This is a genomic window from Clostridium aceticum (assembly GCF_001042715.1).
Classification (GTDB): domain Bacteria; phylum Bacillota; class Clostridia; order Peptostreptococcales; family Natronincolaceae; genus Andreesenella; species Andreesenella acetica.
In genome coordinates, this window is sequence record NZ_CP009687.1 from 513911 (window position 1) to 527375 (window position 13465).

11 protein-coding genes and 1 pseudogene are annotated in these 13465 nt (G+C 35.0%); 10 read left to right on the forward strand and 2 right to left on the reverse strand.

Going from position 1 to position 13465, the window contains the following annotated elements; translation table 11 throughout:
* The first annotated feature begins 76 nt into the window (after nucleotides 1–76).
* Nucleotides 77–1264 (forward strand): cation:proton antiporter domain-containing protein, encoded by a 1188-nt coding sequence (locus tag CACET_RS02395; protein ID WP_044823136.1) that lies wholly within the window; start codon nucleotides 77–79, stop codon nucleotides 1262–1264.
* Between the two features lie 16 nt (nucleotides 1265–1280).
* Here CACET_RS02395 and CACET_RS21265 read toward each other — a convergent pair.
* Nucleotides 1281–1412 (reverse strand): annotated as a pseudogene (locus CACET_RS21265) (IS3 family transposase); the annotation flags it as partial.
* 656 nt (nucleotides 1413–2068) lie between these two features.
* Between CACET_RS21265 and CACET_RS02400 the strand changes: the two are divergent.
* A complete protein-coding gene (locus tag CACET_RS02400) occupies nucleotides 2069–2608 on the forward strand; it encodes a DUF5698 domain-containing protein (RefSeq protein WP_044823135.1) in 540 nt (179 codons plus the stop codon).
* 82 nt (nucleotides 2609–2690) lie between these two features.
* Here CACET_RS02400 and truA read toward each other — a convergent pair whose 3' ends face one another.
* Nucleotides 2691–3428, reverse strand: coding sequence for a tRNA pseudouridine(38-40) synthase TruA (gene truA, locus CACET_RS02405; RefSeq protein WP_044823134.1), 738 nt, complete (start codon nucleotides 3426–3428; stop codon nucleotides 2691–2693).
* Between the two features lie 428 nt (nucleotides 3429–3856).
* On the opposite strand from truA, the gene CACET_RS19745 reads away from it, so the two are divergent.
* The 8 genes from CACET_RS19745 to CACET_RS02445 all read left to right on the forward strand — a co-directional run bounded on the left by CACET_RS19745 (nucleotide 3857) and on the right by CACET_RS02445 (nucleotide 13459).
* Nucleotides 3857–5695 (forward strand): sensor histidine kinase, encoded by a 1839-nt coding sequence (locus CACET_RS19745; protein WP_242846872.1) that lies wholly within the window; start codon nucleotides 3857–3859, stop codon nucleotides 5693–5695.
* A 352-nt stretch (nucleotides 5696–6047) separates the two neighbouring features.
* Complete coding sequence (locus tag CACET_RS02415; protein WP_044823133.1) at nucleotides 6048–6899, forward strand: transporter substrate-binding domain-containing protein; 852 nt, start codon at nucleotides 6048–6050, stop codon at nucleotides 6897–6899.
* A gap of 120 nt (nucleotides 6900–7019) precedes the next feature.
* Nucleotides 7020–7661 (forward strand): amino acid ABC transporter permease, encoded by a 642-nt coding sequence (locus tag CACET_RS02420; RefSeq protein WP_242849924.1) that lies wholly within the window; start codon nucleotides 7020–7022, stop codon nucleotides 7659–7661.
* Nucleotides 7662–7665: 4 nt separating this feature from the next.
* Complete coding sequence (locus CACET_RS02425) at nucleotides 7666–8391, forward strand: amino acid ABC transporter ATP-binding protein (protein ID WP_044823131.1); 726 nt, start codon at nucleotides 7666–7668, stop codon at nucleotides 8389–8391.
* Between the two features lie 198 nt (nucleotides 8392–8589).
* Nucleotides 8590–9645, forward strand: coding sequence for a 2,3-butanediol dehydrogenase (locus tag CACET_RS02430; protein WP_044823130.1), 1056 nt, complete (start codon nucleotides 8590–8592; stop codon nucleotides 9643–9645).
* Between the two features lie 106 nt (nucleotides 9646–9751).
* Entirely contained in the window at nucleotides 9752–10456 is a 705-nt protein-coding gene (lipB, locus tag CACET_RS02435) for a lipoyl(octanoyl) transferase LipB (protein ID WP_044823129.1), read from the forward strand.
* Entirely contained in the window at nucleotides 10425–11282 is an 858-nt protein-coding gene (gene lipA, locus CACET_RS02440; RefSeq protein WP_479722651.1) for a lipoyl synthase, read from the forward strand. The genes lipB and lipA overlap by 32 nt, the downstream gene beginning before the upstream one ends.
* A 206-nt stretch (nucleotides 11283–11488) precedes the next feature.
* The gene (locus tag CACET_RS02445) at nucleotides 11489–13459 is read left to right on the forward strand and encodes a sigma-54-dependent Fis family transcriptional regulator (protein ID WP_044823128.1); all 1971 of its coding nucleotides are present in this window, start codon (nucleotides 11489–11491) and stop codon (nucleotides 13457–13459) included.
* Nucleotides 13460–13465: the final 6 nt, after the last annotated feature.

Here is a 13465-nt window from a genome sequence, read left to right on the forward strand (position 1 = left end):
TTTTTTGTATTTAAAAGCTTAATTTAATTCGGTGGATAGGAGAAAATACTAATATTATTAAATGGGAGGGATTTGTATGGCGTTTAGTTTAGCTATGATCATTTTATTGGGCTTGTTATTCAATCAATTGTTTACAAAAATGAAACTTCCAGGATTACTGGGAATGTTGGTGTTGGGGGTGCTGATCGGACCCTACGGACTAGATTGGTTAGATGAAAGTATATTGCTCATTTCAGGAGATTTAAGAAAAATTGCTTTAATTATCATTTTAATTCGAGCAGGTTTTGGTATTAATCGAGATACTTTAAATAAGATAGGTATACCTGCTGTAAAGTTAAGTTGTATCCCAGGGATTTTTGAAGGATTAACAGTTATGTTGGTGGCTGGATATCTTCTTGATATTAGCAGGGTGGAGGCAGGCATGTTAGGTTTTATTATTGCGGCTGTATCACCAGCGGTCATTGTACCTTCAATGCTTTCCTTTATCGAAAGGAGAAAGGGGGAAGAAAAAGGAATTCCCACATTAATATTGGCAGGAGCTTCCGTAGATGATGTCGTTGCAATCACAATATTCTCTAGTTTTGTAGGCATGTATGGAGGACAAAATATTAATTTTATAAGACAACTACTAAACATTCCTTTATCCATTGTGACAGGCATAGCTTTGGGTGCTGTTTTAAGCATACTATTACTTTATATCTTTAATCATTTTCATATTAGAAATACGAAGAAGGTATTAATGATTTTGGCTTCAGCAATTATTCTAACTGGATTGGAGGATATCCTGCATGACATCGTACCTATTGCAGCTCTATTAGGCGTGATGGTAATTGGATTTGTGATTTTAGAGAAAAAAGAGGTTCTAGCTAAGGAATTGTCTGATAAATTCAATAAAATATGGGTTTTTGCTGAAATTATCTTATTTGTTTTAGTAGGTGCCCAAGTAAATATCTATCTTGCCGCAGAAACTGGGTGGATTGGTTTGATAATTATTGCTATAGGTCTTATGGCAAGGTCCCTTGGTGTATATTTATCGCTTTTAGGAACAAATCTTTCAGCAAAAGAGAGAGGATTTTGTGTTGTTGCCTATATACCAAAAGCAACGGTACAGGCAGCCATTGGAGCAGTACCCTTATCTATTGGAGCACCTGCAGGAGAAGTGATATTGGCATTGGCTGTATTGGCTATTGTTGTGACGGCACCTATAGGAGCCATTGCTATTAAGGTGACGGGGGAGAGGGTTTTGGAGTTGTATAGTGAATAACTATAGTTATTCACCGTTCCGTTTTGATCATTCCACAAAAGGCTTTCATAGGACCATTATCAATGTATCTGGAAACTCTAGACATACTCTGAGTCATTCCTGCTTCATCAAGTTTATTTTTGAATTGTTTAGATGTATTGTTACAGCCAATAGTTTTTCTTCAGGTGATACATTGCTGTTTCCAGACATAAAAAGATACTCCTCCTTATGGTAAACAGTTTTTATTATTTAAACTGTTTACCATAAGGAGAGCATATCATTTACAGGATCATTATTCGTTTTTACAAATAATTTGTAAAAATTTTCAATATATGATATAATACAAAAGTTAGTTTATTGGTTAGATATAACTGGTTAAGATATAGTCGAATTATTTTTTACAATGATTTTATCGTTAGTTTCAAAATTGCTATGAAGATGCTTTTCATTTTATTTCTAAGGTTTATAAGAACTTAGATGCCCTCCTTAGTATATATTAGAGGTTGCTAAAATATCTAATAATGAAAGTAAATTTATTCTATTCTTGAATTTTCAATATGAATTATTAAAATAAATGATTACATGATTGATCCTTACAAATTTTTTTATAGGATGTTTGCTATGATTGCCTAGCAAAGGAAGTTACATATTCTGTGAAATGATTTTGGATTTGATGATGACATTCTTAAAAACAATGATGTTTTACTAACATACTACTATGTTAGTTTTTTTGTTTTGTAATACTTACATTAAAGAAACAATATACTAACAAGTACCTTCAATAGATATTGAAGGATAATTAAGAATTTAAAAGGAGGTGTCTTAATGACACAGTATTTAATATTAACGCTTATCGGACTGTTCTTAGTAACAGCACTTACAAATGTTTTTGCAACATTAAAAAGCATATTAATGGCAAAAAAAATTATGAACCCAGTGTATTTCTTAGTATTTGCAGATGCTATCATTTTTGCAACAGTTGTTGGTAAAGTAACTAGTTCGGAAGGACTTCATTTTGCAGTTGCATATGCTTTAGGAAAAACACTAGGAGTTTTCATAGGTAATAGAATCGAAGAACAGCTTGCCCTAGGAATTTTAGAAGTAGATATATTTTTAAATAATAAAAACAGGATGGTGGCAATGGCAGAAAAACTCAGAGAAGAAGGCTATACAGTGAACAACTTTTTAGCTCGAGGAAATAATGGCGATAGAAGATACAAAGTGGAGGTTGTTATAAGAAGAAAAGAATTCAAAGTACTTGAAGATATTATGAATGAATGTGGTGTGACAAATCCAACTTTAAAGATTAAAAATCTCAATAAAGTAGAAGGTAAAATTACTGCTACGAGAATAAAAACAGTGTAATAGTTGAATCAGATACAATATAAAAACCTCCATCACTGCATAGAGGTTTTTTATATTGTAACTATTGAAAAATTTATGTAGTTTAATAATATACTTCTTCTAAGAATAAACCCTGAGGAGAAAGTGTTTTGCCGGCAATGGACCTAGTTTTGCTCTCTAGTATTTCATCAATATAGGAGACCTTTTTTTGTTTCAGGCCAATTTCTATTAAAGTACCCATTATAATACGAACCATATTGTATAGAAAACCATCTCCAATAAAACTAAATATGACCATATTTCCTTCCTTAGTAATGGTTATTTCTTTAATGGTCCGAGTGGTGGATTTGTTGGTTTTTTTAACCGAAGAAAAACCAATAAAATCATGGGTTCCTAATAGTTTTTCTGATGCCTCTTGCATCAATGCAATATCTAGTTTTTCACTAAGGTGATAACTATATTTTCTATGAAAAGCTGATGGGATCCAATGATTCCAAATATAGCAGACATATTTTTTGCTCTTTACATTATAGCGGCTATGAAATTTTTCTGAAACTTCTTTTACTTCTTTGACGACAATGTCTTGTGGCAAATAATAGTTCATGTATTTGTGGATCTCTTTTAATGACATATCAGACTTGGTGTGAAAATTAGCCACCTGGCCTCTAGCGTGAACACCTGCATCAGTTCGCCCTGATCCGATAACCTCTATGGGGGAGCCTACCATCTGAGTGAGGACACCTTCCAATTTTCCTTGGATTGTTTCATCGGCACCTTTTAGTCTTTGCCAGCCACTATATCTACTACCATCATATTCTATTATCAGTTTAATATTTCTCATCAAACCACTCCTTCTTTTATCCATCATATATATAATAACATTGTAGGAGCAATATATACATCATTTTGCTTTAGCATCTTTCAGTTTGTGATAAAAATATTACTAAGCACTTATTATTAAAAAATTCTAAATAACTTAAATAACAAAAAAAGTATATCAGGAGGAATTTTTAAAGAATTGTAGAATTTTAGAAAATATAGTAAAAACATGTAGTGTTGACCTATTAACAACTTTAAACTTGCTGAAGAGATTTAGAAAAAGCAAAGTTTATAGGAATAATAAAATAAGATGAATTAAATTACTCTGAGAAATCAAGCATACAACATCTGACTTAAAGTAAAGTATTTCAGAAGAGTTTTTTTAATGCAATAAATTTTATAAATCATTTTAATGTACGGACTAACTATTGGAGGTGTCAGAAATTGAAGATGAGTATAAAACTCAAGCTTATCGTATTGGTATTAATTGTACTTATTCCCCTAATTACACTGCAACTGGCAGGAATTAAAAAGAACTACGAGGAAAATCTTCGAGAAGAATTAGAATCTAGCATAAAGTTTGCACAAGCCATCGACGTGTCGTTTATGAACTACCTTGAGGAAAGTTGGACACAACAATATGCAGTAGGATTAGCTATTTTAGCAAATCCACAATGGGGCAGGGAAGAAATTAAAGATTATATTAGTCGTGTTTTTTTAGAAAAAAGAACGCTAAAAGGATATGCATGGATTAGTCCAGAAGGATTTAGCATTGTAAGCGCTACCAGTAATTTAACTGGTGTCAATGTGCAACACATGGAATTCTATCAACGCATTATCCAGGGAGAAGAAAAGGTAGTATCTAATATAAGGAAAAGTATTAAGGATGATACCATTATTATTCATATAGCAAGGGGAATTTATGAGGGAGATGTACTAAAAGGGATCATGCTTGGTATTATGGATGTAGAGAAACTTAGTTATATTTTAAACCTTGAATGTGCTTCTGAGTCGGCAAGGTTTGGATTAGTTGATCGTGCAGGGATGGTAGTCTATAGACATGGCTATCCTTATATCCCTCTTGAAGAAAGGGAGGTTCATCCTGATTCTCCCACATGGAGGGCCCTTAAGGGAGAGGTTGTACCATCTAGGGGCGCCTACTGTAGGTTTGATGATGAAAATCGTTTAGGAGGATTTTATCCTATTACAGAGATAGGGTGGGTAAGCTACCATACGAAATCAATTGACGAAGTATTGGGTCATATTAGAAGACATGCAAAAATAGATATTGCTATTCTGATCTTAACATCAGTAGTATCCCTTTTATTAGCTACAATATTAGGTAATAAATACACCAATTCTATAATGAAGCTAAGAAATGCTGCAGAGGAAATCGCTAGAGGAAACTTAACGATAAAAACAGAGCTTACAGGGGAGGATGAGATAGCAGTAACTAGTCAAGCCTTCAATCGAATGGCAAAGGAGATCAATTATCAAATCTCTCAAAGAGATGAGATTGCTAGACTAAAAACGCAGTTTTTTTCAACAGTATCTCATGAACTTAAGACACCCATCAATATTATTTTAGGGGCAGTGCAGCTTATGGAGAATATGGATAACATGGATAAAGAATCAAAAGATAAATACATAAATATGCAGAAACAGAACAGTTATAGACTCTTAAGGTTGATAAATAACCTTATAGATATAAATAAAATTGAAGGTAAACAATTTACAGTTAATTTCATCAATTGTGATATAGTGAAGCTGGCAGAAGATATAACAATGTCTGTTGTGGAATATACAAAGCTTAAGGACATTGAATTAATATTCGACACCGATGTTGAAGAAAAAATGATAGCAGTTGATCCCGATAAGATTGAAAGAATCCTGCTAAACCTTTTATCAAACGCAATTAAGTTTACTGAAGCTGAAGGAAGGATAGAGGTAAGCATACATGATAAGGAAGATACAATAGAGATTTCTGTTAAAGATGATGGAATAGGTATCCCTAAGGAAATGCATCAATCAATTTTTAGATATTTTACTCAAGTAGATGGTCCTACACATAGAAAAGCCGAGGGCAGCGGAATTGGTCTTTCTTTAGTAAAATCTCTTGTACATATGCATAAAGGAAGAGTTAAAGTTGAGAGTGTACTAGGAGAAGGAAGTGAATTTACTGTAGAATTACCAGTAAGATTAGTAGAGGATTCTATTCACGTTTCAAAAGAAACAACTTTTGCTAATGTAGAAAGGATAAATATTGAATTTTCTGATATTTACACATAGACAATTCTACTTGAGTATCAAGCTCTTCTGATGCATTCTATCAATTCTTCTCAGCTTTATACTAGCAATCTGCTTAATTCATAATATCAGAGGGTGCTTTCAATAGATGAAATACGTGTAAAATAATCTATATAAGCGTATACAAAAGTATATGGGAGGATTACTAAGAATACTCTACTACATCATAGGAGATGTAAAGACAGCTAGCATGTTGTAAAATTAAGGTAATTTATCCTCTTTGACCCAAAAGCCGATTTATAATAAAATACTGAACAAGCTAAGAGTTAATTTTTATGTTCACGTGAAAGCTTTGCTGTCGGCAGCCCCAAATATATAAATATGGAGGGGACCAATGATTAGAAAAATAAGTATATTCTTAGTTATAATGATGTTGTTTTTTATGGTTGGATGTGCCACAGAGGAGGGTAACCTAACAGATACAGGCACTGATCCAGTTGAGGATGTAGAAGTAGATGTTGGAGATAACGATTCAACTAAAGACACGCTAGATGAGATAAAAGAAAGAGGCACCTTGACGTTTGCTATGACGGGGGCATACCCGCCATTTAACTTTATTGATGAAGATGGAACACTGATAGGTTTTGATATTGATATTGCTGATGCCATTGCAGAAAAGATAGGTGTTGAAGCGGAACCCATAACTGTTTTATGGGATGGAATTCTTACAGGTCTAACCAGTGGGCGTTTTGATATGATTATTGGAAGTATGGCTATTACAGAAGAGAGGCTAAAAGAAGTTAATTTCTCACATCCATATTATTATGATGGTGCACAATTTTTCGGTAGGGAAGACCTTGCTGTTAGTGACCTATCAGAGATAGAGAATGCTTCTGTAGGTGTTGTTACAGGAACAACCTTCCAAAATTTCTTAGTAGAGATGGAGAACGTAACAGATATTTTACAGTTTGAAAGTGACGTAGACAATATGCGAGCAGTTCAACAAGGGAGATCAGATGGACTAATTACAGGATTATTAGTGGGACTACATGGTATTGAAAAATTTGATATGCCATTGGCACCTATAGGAGATCCTTTATATATTGAAGAAATCGGTATTGCTATAAGAAAAGACGATATAGCTTTATTAGAAGCAGTGAATACAGCTTTACAAGAAATCATAGAGGATGGTACTTATGAAGAAATCAGTTACAAGTGGTTCGGTACCAGTATACTAGACAACTAAATTTATATATAAGTTAGAGATGGGTAATAGAGATATTACCCATCTCTAACTTTCAAAGAGGAGTGTGGGCATTCAAGTATGTTGGGTGAAATTATAAGTCAGATAAATCATTTTATACAAGTGGTTATAACATATGCTCCAAGGTTTTTACCAGGTGTGAAGATGACTCTGCAATTATCATTCTTTTCAATTTTACTGGGAACGGTTTTTGGATTAGTTGCCACTATGCTGAAAATGACAAAGATCAAACCCTTAATGAAAACCATTGACATTTATATAAGTATTGTTAGAGGAACACCTTTATTATTACAATTAATATTTATTTTTCAAGCCCTTCCTGAAGTTGGAATTAGGTTTTCTCCCTTTATATCTGCTGTTATTGGATTAGCTTTTCATAATGGTGCCTATATTAGTGAAATATTTAGAGGTGCTATTGAATCTATTGACTCTGGGCAAAAAGAAGCAGCTAGATCTTTAGGGATGACCAAGTGGCAGGCTATGAGACGGGTAACGCTACCTCAAGCGTTTAAAAGATCTGTGCCAGCTTTGGGAAATCAGTTCATTATTGCTATTAAAGATTCTTCTTTAGCTAGTGTTATCACAATAACAGAAATTTTGATGCTGACAAGGCAGTATACGGCTGCTACCTTTAATCCATGGCCCATGTTTTTTATTGCAGGATGCTACTATATGATTATTACTATAGGCTTATCTAAAGCATTGTTAAGGGTAGAAAAACGATTAAAGGTCTATGAGAGGTGAGGTTATGGTAGAAATTAAAAATTTACATAAATATTTTGGAAAACTACAGGTATTAAAAGGCATTCATATGAAAGTAGAAGAAGGGCAAGTTGTATGTATGATAGGATCTAGCGGCTCCGGAAAAAGTACCCTTCTTAGATGCATTAATTTTTTGGAAAAAAAGAACGAAGGGCAAATCTGGATCGATGGCAAAGAAGTGATGGGTAAGGGAAAAGAAATTAATGAAATTAGGCAAAAAGTAGGTATGGTGTTTCAACGATTTAACTTGTTTCCTCATATGACGGCTTTAGAGAATGTTATGGAGGGGCCTTTGACGATAAAAAAACAGGAAAAAAATATAGTAAAGAAAAAAGCATTAGCCCTGTTAGAAAAAGTAGGTTTATCAGATAAAGCCAATCAATATCCTGCGATGTTATCTGGAGGGCAACAGCAAAGGGTAGCTATAGCAAGAACTTTGGCGATGGAACCGAAGGTAGTGCTATTTGACGAGCCTACTTCTGCTTTAGATCCTGAGCTAGTGGGAGAAGTACTAGCTGTTATGAAGGACTTAGCAAAGGAAGGGATGACGATGATTATAGTAACCCATGAAATGAGGTTTGCTAAGGATGTATCAGACCAAGTAATTTTTTTACATGAAGGTATTATTGCAGAGGAAGGCACACCAAAAGATATTTTTGAGAATCCACAGCATGAAAGGTTAAAAGCCTTTTTAGGACAAATTCATTTTTAATAGGAAGAAACTACATGAGCATCATCCATCATGTAGTTTTTTTATGTAGTTTTTAAATAAACTTCTAAATGTTTTCCCGATGAGTTCAATTTATTGTATATCTTTTGAAGCAACTAGCTTAAATTTGGCATGGTTATTGCAATGTTATAGTGCGGGATAAAGTTTTCACGGGTATTTATAAAAAAGAGGAGGTTTTTTATGAAGGCAGCAGTATGGTATGGAAAAAAAGATGTTAGAATCATGGAGGTACCTGAGCCGCCAGCACCAGGCAAGGGTAAAGTAAAAATTAAAGTCCAATGGTGTGGTATATGCGGTTCAGATCTACACGAGTATTTAGCAGGGCCTATTTTTATTCCAACAGAACCCCACCCATTAACAGGGGATACGGCTCCTATCATTCTTGGGCATGAGTTTTCGGGAGAGATTGTTGAAATAGGACCAGGCGTTGAAGGTTTCAAAGTAGGCGACAGAGTTGCACCCGATGCATGTCAAGTTTGTCATATCTGCAATCCCTGCAAAATTGGAAAGTATAACGTTTGTGAAAAACTAGCTTTTACCGGCTTGATGACAAATGGCGCCTTTGCAGAGTATGTTGTTGTTCCTGATTATACTCTCTATAAAATTCCAGACAATATGACCTATGAAACAGCAGCCCTACTGGAACCGATTTCTGTAGGAATTCATGCAGTACGGCAAGCACCAATTCTCCAGGGGGAAAACGTTGTGATATTCGGGGCAGGAGCAATTGGCTTAGCCACACTTCAGGCAGTTCGTGCTGCAGGTGCCAGCAAAATATATGTGGTGGAAGTAGCGAAGGCTAGAAAAGCTTATGCAAAGCAAATGGGAGCCACTGAAGTCCTTGATCCAAATGAGGTGGATATTAGGAAGAAAATTAAAGAAGTCACTAAGGGTGTAGGAACAGATGTGGTTTTTGAATGTATTGGCAGTGAAAAGGTAACCCCTCTAGCTGTGGAAGTGGCTAGGACAGGTGGGAAAATTGTAGTAGTCGGTGTTTATGAAAAAGAAACCAGCCTGAATTTCAACAGTATTGTATTTAAAGATAAGCATATTATTGGTTCCTTGGCTTATGCTGGAGATTTTGAAATTGCAATTGATCTAATGAATGATGGACGTATTCAGGCGGATCCCTTAATTACCGGAAAAATCAAAATAGATGATTTAGTAGAAAAGGGGTTCAACGAATTAGTTCATCGTAAGGAGGAAAATATTAAAATTTTGGTCACGCCTTGGTAGTCGAGTTGCTGATGAAATAGAACAATAAAGGACTACTATAATTTTAATAGTCCTTTATTGTTCTTTTATAACTGCAAATCAAAATTAAAGGAACGAGGAGGCTATAATGGAAAAAGTATCTTTTATGAATTTAGGGAAATTGAAATATGAGAAGGCACTAAGCATCCAAAACCAGCTGTTTGAATATGCCAAAGATCATAAAGAGGCAGCAGGTTTTTTTATAATTCTTGAACATGAGCCTGTGTTTACGATTGGAAGAGAAGGAGGCCTTGAGAACCTGCTTTATACGCAGGAAGTAATGAAGGCAAGAGGAATAGATATTTATGAAACCAATAGAGGAGGAAATATTACCTACCACGGGCCTGGGCAAATAGTGGGGTATCCCATTTTAGATTTATCAAAGTTTAATAAAGACCTCCGATGGTATGTGGATGCCATAGAGGAAATGATTATAAAAACCTTGAAAAAAATAGACATTGTTGGAGGGAGAAAGAAAAAACACAGAGGTGTTTGGGTCATGGATCATAAATTATGTGCAGTAGGGATACGTGTAAAGAATTGGATTACCATGCACGGGTTTGCTTTGAATTATAATACAGATTTAGATTATTTTAAACTGATTCATCCCTGCGGCATCACAGAATTTGGTGTGACTTCTATAACATCTATCAACAAGGATATAAAAAAGGAGATGGTGATAGAAGCACTAAAAACTAGCTTTGAAGAGGTGATGCATTGTCATTTAGTGGGGGATAAAATAAAGGAGGTAGCATATAAAAATGATGAAGACAAGACCATCATGGTTGACTAAAAAAGCAGCAGATCAAAAAAGTTTTTTGAAAATGGAAAAATTATTAAAGGATTTAGCATTAAATACGGTTTGTGGGGAGGCGGATTGCCCAAATATCGGGGAATGTTTTCAGAAAAAAACGGCTACATTTATGATTTTAGGAAAAACATGTACAAGAAACTGTGGGTTCTGTGCAGTCTCTAAAGGAATACCAGAAGCTATAAAAACAGAGGAAGCAGTCAGCGTTGCTATAGCAGTAAACAAACTAAACTTAAGACATGTGGTGATTACTTCGGTAACACGGGATGATTTGCAGGATGGGGGTGCACAGCATTTTGTAGATACTATAAATGAAATCAGGAAATGCAATAAAAATGTTACTATTGAGGTACTGATACCGGACTTTAAAGGAAACAAAAAATCTATACAAAAAGTAATAGATGCTGAACCTGAGATTATTAATCATAATTTAGAAACTGTACCTGTGCTATATAGTGAAATAAGATCAGGGGCAAGCTATACTCGATCATTAGGTCTGTTAAAACAAGTGAAGGAAAGTAATAAAAAAATTATTACGAAAACTGGAATGATGCTGGGTTTAGGGGAAAGGAGAGAGGAGGTACTAGAAGTGATGGATGATTTACGGAAAATAGATTGTGATGTTTTGACCCTTGGGCAGTATTTAAAACCAACAGAGGGACATATAGATGTAGAAGAATACATTTCTCCAGAGCGCTTCAGTGTTTATAAGGAAATAGCTCTTAAAAAAGGGTTTAAATTTGTTGAGAGTGGGCCTTTTGTAAGAAGTTCTTATCAAGCTGTGAATATAATTGAGGGAATGTTTTAAGATCTTTGTGGAGGTTTTATTTGTTAACAAAGATTAAAAAGTTTAGAAAACAAAAATAGTCGTTATAATTAGAAAATTTATGTTATGCTATAATAAAACATACACTTCCAAGAATGCGTTTTGCTTTTTCTAGTGCTATTTATGAAGAGTAGAAGGATGATTAGGGATATGAAATTTCCGATATCTGTTAAGGGGGAAGGTGAGGCATGTTACATAGAACAAGTAGTTCTAGAAGGCTAAATATAAAACAGGCATGGAATAAATTCGTATTGTCGGGAAAAGTGGAAGAAAGTTATGTGCGTGATGTTATAGCTGATTCGTGGCTTCGTTGCTATAATATGGGAGTAAATCACCGGGACGGCTATTGTCAAGATTTGTTACCTAAAGAGGAAATCCAACAATACATTCAAGAAAAAAAACAGCTTATAGATATTGCAAAACCTATTATGAAAACTTTATCTAAGTGCGTAGAAGGCTCTAGTTTTATTGTTGTGTTGGCCAATGAAAAAGGCTTCATACTGGAATCTATGGGAGACCCAGATGTTTTAGCAATGACAAAGACCATCAACTTTCTCCCTGGGGGAGATTGGTCTGAAGAGTGCGTTGGTACCAATGCTATAGGAACTACACTGGCGATTAATAGCCCCATACAGGTTTCGGGAGAGGAACACTACTGTAGTAAACATCATATTTGGGCTTGCTCTGCTGCCCCTATACATGATTCCTTCGGAAATGTCATTGGTTGTTTAGATATGTCCTGCTCAATAGGACGAGAACATTCAAAGGATTTAGGTATGGTTGTTGCGGCAGTAAGAGCTATAGAAAATCAACTGCATAAGGAAGAAACGCAAGGACAACTATTTGCGGCACACAAGCACTTAACTACTGTGTTGAATACAATTTCAGAAGGTATTATGTCCATTGATAAGGATTTTGTTATAACACATGTAAACCCAGCCTTGTCTAAAATTATAGGTATGCTTCCAAGTCATATGATCGGAAAACAGATCAACAGTATTTTTGAGGACTGCTATCATATCAAGAAGGTTTTAGAAACAGGCAAAGCTTGTTTAGAAGACGAAGTTAGGATAGATGTACTGAATCAACATATTCACTGTACATTAGAAGCCAACCCTATAAAGGATAAATCGATGCAGGTTGTGGGAGCAGTGGTGATTTTTCGAGAGATTAAACAAGTACATCAGATTGTAAATAAGATGGCAGCTACTCAGGCAAGATTTCGCTTCAGAGATATTGTTGGAAAGAGTGATAAAGTTCAAGAGACGATTAGAAAAGCAAAAATAGCTGCTAAAAGTCCATCTACAGTTTTATTATTGGGAGAAAGCGGTACGGGTAAAGAGGTTTTTGCACAGACAATCCATAATTCCAGCGAGCGTAAAGATGCCCCTTTTATAGCTGTGAACTGTGCTGCTATGCCTAGAGAACTGATACAAAGTGAGCTTTTCGGTTATTGTGAGGGGGCCTTTACCGGTGCTAAACGGGGAGGAAGACCAGGAAAATTTGAATTAGCTGATGGTGGTACATTGCTATTAGACGAAATAGGAGATATGCCTATTGATATGCAGGTGAATCTACTAAGGGTTTTGCAAGAAAAAAATGTAGTAAGGGTAGGGGGCGATAAGCCAATTCCTATCGACGTCCGTGTCATTGCTGCTACGAATAAAAACTTAAGTTTAGAAGTAGAAAAAGGCATTTTTCGTAAAGACCTGTTTTATCGATTAAATGTTGTTACCATTAATATTCCACCTTTAAAAGAAAGGTATGGAGATATTACGTTGTTTGTTGAATATTTTCTTCAAAAGATGTCACTTAAGTTAGGGAAGGAAATTTCACAGGTTGATGCTGAAGTGATGGAAATTTTAAATCATTATCATTGGCCAGGGAATGTTAGAGAGCTGGAGAATGTATTAGAATATGCTATCAATATGGTAGAAGGGAATAGTATGACAAAGGAATGTTTACCTTATTACCTTAACACGGCAGAGGTAAAAATAAAGAAAGAAGAGGAGCTTTTTACGCTTGCAGAACTAGAGTGTAATGCAATCAGAAAAGCGCTAAAAACATTTGATGGTAATATCACGCAGGTAGCTCAATCCCTGGGCATTGCTCGAAATACCCTTTACGAAAAAATGAAAAAATATAAAATAAAAAAATAAAGCAAG